4 protein-coding genes and 1 pseudogene are annotated in these 6000 nt (G+C 40.4%); 3 read left to right on the forward strand and 2 right to left on the reverse strand.

Annotated elements, in window-relative coordinates; all coding sequences use genetic code 11:
- Positions 1–240: 240 nt before the first annotated feature.
- Both ABRT01_RS14985 and ABRT01_RS14990 read left to right on the forward strand, forming a co-directional pair.
- Positions 241–1029, forward strand: coding sequence for a carbon-nitrogen family hydrolase (locus ABRT01_RS14985; protein ID WP_269411674.1), 789 nt, complete (start codon positions 241–243; stop codon positions 1027–1029).
- A 24-nt stretch (positions 1030–1053) separates the two neighbouring features.
- Positions 1054–1910 (forward strand): annotated as a pseudogene (locus tag ABRT01_RS14990) (YitT family protein).
- 195 nt (positions 1911–2105) lie between these two features.
- Here ABRT01_RS14990 and ABRT01_RS14995 read toward each other — a convergent pair.
- The gene (locus ABRT01_RS14995; protein ID WP_269411672.1) at positions 2106–3098 is read right to left on the reverse strand and encodes a LacI family DNA-binding transcriptional regulator; all 993 of its coding nucleotides are present in this window, start codon (positions 3096–3098) and stop codon (positions 2106–2108) included.
- A gap of 59 nt (positions 3099–3157) precedes the next feature.
- Positions 3158–4510 carry a glucose transporter GlcP gene (gene glcP / locus ABRT01_RS15000; protein WP_269411671.1) on the reverse strand — a complete coding sequence of 451 codons (1353 nt, stop codon included), beginning with the start codon at positions 4508–4510 and terminating at the stop codon, positions 3158–3160.
- A 218-nt stretch (positions 4511–4728) separates the two neighbouring features.
- Between glcP and ABRT01_RS15005 the strand changes: the two genes are divergently transcribed.
- Entirely contained in the window at positions 4729–5889 is a 1161-nt protein-coding gene (locus ABRT01_RS15005; protein ID WP_269411670.1) for a galactokinase, read from the forward strand.
- Positions 5890–6000 lie beyond the last annotated feature (111 nt).

Genomic DNA, 6000 nt, shown 5'->3' on the forward strand with positions numbered 1-6000 from the left:
CGATCCTCACTCTCCCATGTTTAAGTTTTCATTTAATGATAGCATAATTACTTTATGTGTAAAGTGAATATTTTAACATATCACTTTTTAATTCAAGCCTTGTGCGATTCCCTTCAGTTGCTACCTTTCACCTGAAGTACATATACTTACTTTTTGGACTTGATGGCTCTCCATTAAAACTCTATTATTGATATATAAAGAAAGGGGCAACATCACTATACTCGAAAGAAGGGATAATCTATGAAATATGCCGTTTACCAAACAGAAATTGTTGCTGGTGATCCGGCAGCAAACCGGGAAAACATCAAACAGTGGGTGGAGGAAGTTACGAAACAAGAGCAGCCTGATACTATCGTACTGCCGGAGATGTGGAATACCGGCTATGCACTATCCGATTTAACTAACATTGCAGATCATGAAGCTGAACCATCAACATCTTTTTTAAGCAATTTAGCACAAACACACCATATTAACATTGTTGGTGGTTCGATCGGGAATCAAAAACAAGGAAAATTTTATAATACAAGTCTTGTATTTGATCGAAAAGGTAAGCTTGTCTATCAATATGATAAAATCCATCTTGTGCCAATGCTGGATGAACCAAGCTATTTAACCGGGGGCCGGCAAAAAGTACACACCTTTGAACTGGATAAAATAAAAATGGGACTCATTATTTGCTATGATCTGCGTTTCCCTGAACTCGCCCGACAACTGGCGCTATCAGGTGCACAAGTTCTGCATGTAGTTGCCGAATGGCCATCAGCACGGCGGAATCACTGGAAAACACTGCAAACTGCAAGAGCCATCGAGAACCAATTTTTTGTTGTCTCAAGCAATGCGGTTGGGTCATATAACGGTACTGAATATGCAGGTGAGTCAATGATCATTGATCCATGGGGAACAACAATCAAAATAGGCGGCCAAAATAAATCAGAAACGCTGACAGCAACTTTGGATCTGTCCATTGTTCCAAAAATAAGAGAAGAAGTCCCGGTATTTGCCAGCAGAGTTCCGGAAATGTACGAATAGTTTGCTTCACGAGGGGAATAAACCATGAATCTAAACCGAACAACAAAAGATATCCTGCTGATCATTGTTGGCTCTCTTATTTTTGCGCTGGGAGTAAACTATTTTGCTATTCCCAATCATTTATCAGAAGGCGGTGTAATCGGGGTTACCATCGTGACACACTATTTGTTCGACTGGTCTCCGGAATTGTTAACTTCATCCTCAATATTGCTTTAGTCGCCGTGGGCTATCGTTTCTTTAGCAAACGGATCATCTGGTATACCATTCTGGGGATTATTTTATCCTCCGTATTTTTATATGTAACCGATGATTTTGGAAAAGAGATTAGCCATGATACATTACTGGCCGCCCTATTTGCCGGATTAACAATCGGACTGGGGCTTGGCTTAATCTTTCGCTCTGGCGGTACATCGGGTGGTTCAGCTATTCTTGCCCGTTTAGCTAATGAATTGCTGGGTTGGAGCATTGGTAAAGGAATGCTGGTAATTGACATTCTCGTCATTGTCGGTTCAGCGTTTATTATTGGACAGGAGAAAGCCATGTATACCTTTGTCTCTGTCTATGTCGGGGCTAAAGTCATTGATCTCGTTGTTGAAGGGGCGAACGAACGTACAGCCGTTTTAATTATCTCCAGGCAACCTGATGAAGTGCTCAATCAGGTGACCAATAATATGGCTCGCGGAATCACTGTTTTGGACGGTAAGGGTGGCTATACCGGAGCAGAAAAAGAAGTATTATATCTCGTCATCAATAAACAAGAAATTGTTCATCTGAAAAAAATCATTGAAGATATTGATCCCGATGCTTACGTAACTGTACACGGGGTACAGGAAGTATTTCGCAAAGGATATAAAGGGTCACAAAAAAATACAGCAGGGTAGCCCAGGGAGGCATAGATATGTAAAAAGTCGCCGATTTTATAATATTTGTCACTCAATAGACGAGCAAACCATGGAAAAAGTTTCATTTTCTTTTATTTTAGTAGATTATTCGGCACGCTTCAATGTCAAAATTAAATAAATCAGACATCAGAATCGTGTTCTGATGTCTGGTGGTGTGTTCACTATTATTCTTTATTACAGGCTGCTTTCTCGGATAACCAATTCAGTTGCCAGTGTTACCTGTTTAGCGATAGTCCGTTTGTTGAAAATGCATTCTTCAAGTGCAGAAACAGCTGTTGCTCCCATTAATGCTGTTGGTACACGAACAGTGCTTAGCGCTGGAGAAACATATTTGGCCACACTCGCATCATTAAAACCAATAATCTCCACGCTGTCAGGCACTTCAATACCATGATCACGCAAAGCATTCAGTGCACCAACAGCAATCGAATCATTGGCACAGAAAAAAGCTGTTGGCAAATCATCTTTAAGTGACTGAATGGCAGTATTCATCATTTCATAGCCTGATTCAACGGTAAACGAACCGGTGAAGCAATACTTCTGATGGTATAAATGGTGCTCCTTCATGTAACGTTCATAACTTGCCATTCGCAGATCAACTGGCATTTCGGTTCCATCCGAGAATGTTTCTTTACCTGCCAATATACCGATTTTCGTATGCCCGTTTTCTCTAAAATGGGTTAATACATCCATTGCAGCCTGTGCAAAATCAACAACGACAGCATCAAACAAGGGAAATGAATAAGGATAATCAACAAAACAAATGGCTGAACTCCATGCCTGCAATTCTCTCATCTCTGCCTTGGAAAATTTACCAATTGCAATAATACCGTCAATCTGTTTATTATATTTTTTATCCATATGCGGAAATAATCGAATGAACTCATATTGCTTTTTTTCTATTTCTTTTTCCGCCCCCGCACGAATAGTATAATAATACATATCGTTTAGCTCTTCTTCTTCGGTGTACCACTGAACAATGGCAATTCGCAACGGTCGTGTTTGTTTCTTCCGTAAATGTTTTTGATAATTGAGTTGTTCAGCAGCCTGGAAAATACGTCGTTTGGTCTCTTCCCCAACAGACAGTGTTGCATCATCGTTAAGCACACGTGAGACCGTAGCAATAGATAGATTCACTTTTTCAGCTATATCTTTGATGGTTGCCATATTCTCAGCTCCATTTCATGAAACGGTTTTTTATTCCAAATCTTTCGTTATCCAAGAATTTATTTTTTTACGGATGTTCGACGACGCAACGCTGCTTCAATTTCTTCTAGACTGCGACCACGCGTTTCCGGTAAAAATTTGACTACAAATATTAATGCTGCGACGCCAATCACGGCAAATACAAGAAATACCTGGCCAATTCCCATTGCATCCGACATTATCGGGAAAAACTGTGCGACAAGTAAACTGCCGATCGATAAAACAAGTGCCGAAATTCCTGTAGCAGCACCGCGGGCACGCATTGGAAACAGTTCCGGCAGCATAACCCAAAGAATCGGACCCCAGGTAAAGGCAAAGAAAATAATAAATAAAGTCAGACATACGACAATAATCCATGCTCCAAAGCTGGACTCAAGACCAATTGTCCATATTAAAATCGCCATAATAATTAACGACGCTACCATACCAATATTGCCAATGACAAGTAGTTTTTTACGGTCAATCTTGTCAATGATCATCATTGCGAATATGGTCATAATCACATTGACCGAACCAATCCCAACTGTGCCAAGAATAGACGTTATATTTCCTAAGCCAGCCTCACTAAAAATCGTCGGTGCATAATAAATAATCGCATTAATCCCGATGATCTGCTGAAATAATGCAAAACAACACCCAATGATCAAGGTCGGCCGTAACCAGGCAGATGTTAAAACCTTCCATGTACTGTCAGAAATTCGGTTAATCTCACGCATTTCATGAATTTCCGGGTCAATTTGTTCTGGTTTTCTAGTTAGTTTCATCACACTTCTGGCAGCTTCTTCGCTCCGATGTTCCAGGAGCCATCTTGGACTTTCCGGCATAAACAGAACCCCGATCATAAGAATGAACGAAGGAACAACTGCCAATCCAACCATCCAGCGCCAGCCCTCTATCGGTGCAAAGGCATAGTTTACCAAATAAGAAGCAAGGATACCGATCGTAATCATTAATTGGTTTAATGAACTTAATGATCCCCGCTGTTCGGTTGATGCCATTTCAGACAAATAAACTGGTACAATAGCGGTCGACCCACCAACGGCTAAACCAATAATCAATCTTCCGGTAACAAGTACTGACATATTTTGCGCCGCTGCAAGTATTAGTGCACCAATAATAAACACAATGGAAATCATGAATACAAGCCTGCGTCGGCCGAACCGATCGGAAAGCGGGCCACTGAAACCAGAACCAACTATCGCGCCAAGAAGCATCGAACTGACGACTAGCCCTTCAGTAAAACTGGTTAAAGGAATATCATTTTTAATAAACAACAACGCTCCAGAAATGACTCCCATATCATATCCATAAAGAAGCCCACCTAAAGCTCCAAGGAAAAAGATCAGTTTTTTACTGATTATTTTACTACCCATTTTGGTCATTCCCTTCTCATATATTTTGTAGTTTTGAGTATACGCTTTCACTTAATGCTTGTAAAATATTTAAATCATCGCCATATTTGAGTAAAATTATATTGTTTTTTCACTAATAAATTACGATTTTTTATTGATGTAAAATCGCTTTCATAGTAGAATAAAGGTATTGCTTTTATTTTCGAATAAAAAATGATCCTTTACAAGGGGGCATCGGGATGGAGGATTTATTTGCAACATATCAGGACATATTCCGGACAGACAAACAACCTGCTTTGTTTTTTGCACCTGGCAGGATTAATTTAATCGGGGAACATACCGATTATAATGGTGGTCACGTATTTCCGGCTGCTATTTCCTTTGGTACGTATGCGTTAGGCAGCAAAAGAACCGATCGACGTTTTCGCTTCTACTCTTTAAACTTTCCATCAAGCGGAATTATTGAATGTGATCTCAATAAATTGGATTATCATGAACAAGATGATTGGGCCAATTATCCAAAAGGTATGATAAAATACATGATAGACATGGGTCACCCGATTACCAGCGGCGCGGACATTCTATTCTATGGGGAAATCCCTAACAGCGCTGGCTTGTCCTCGTCAGCATCAATTGAAATGGTAACCGGGGTACTATTGGAAAATCTATTTAACTTTAATATCGATCGTATCCAGATGATCCAGTTGGGACAAAAGGTGGAAAACAAATATATTGGCGTAAATAGTGGCATCATGGATCAGTTTGCGGTTGGGATGGGAAAGCAGGATCATGCCATGCTGCTGGATTGCCAAACATTGAATTACCAATATGCACCAATCAAATTGGAAAACTACAGCATTATGATTATTAATTCCAACAAACAGCGGACACTTGCCGGTTCGAAATATAATGAACGCAGGGAACAATGTAATCAGGCGCTAAACGATTTACAAACAACGCTTGATATTCAAAGTCTTGGAGAATTATCAACGGAAAAATTCCAAGCGCATCAACACCTAATTCGTGATAAAACAAACCGTTTGCGGGCAAAACACGCTGTGACTGAAAATGAACGGACGAAACAAGCATTAAGAAAATTACAGGCTGGCGATTTAATTGGCTTTGGCAAACTAATGAATGAATCTCACCATTCACTGCAGCATAATTATGAAGTAACCGGCATAGAACTTGATACCATTGTCCATACGGCCTGGAAACAAGATGGCGTTATTGGGGCACGGATGACCGGGGCCGGGTTTGGTGGATGTGCCATCGCCATTGTAGAAAAAGATAAAATAGCTGCTTTCAAACAGCAGGTAAACAAAACCTATCGTGAAACCGTCGGATATGATGCAACATTCTATATAGCTTCCATCCATGATGGTGCAAAACAAATATAAGTGAGTGTTCAAAAAGGAGGATAAAAAGGACCGAGAAGTTCAAGGTGGCGTAGCTTTGAGCACCGGAGTGTACATAAAAGGTACATGAGGAGCGGAAAAGCAAGCCAACGA

The sequence above is a fragment of the Lentibacillus sp. L22 genome, assembly GCF_040812445.1.
GTDB lineage: Bacteria > Bacillota > Bacilli > Bacillales > Amphibacillaceae > Lentibacillus_C > Lentibacillus_C daqui.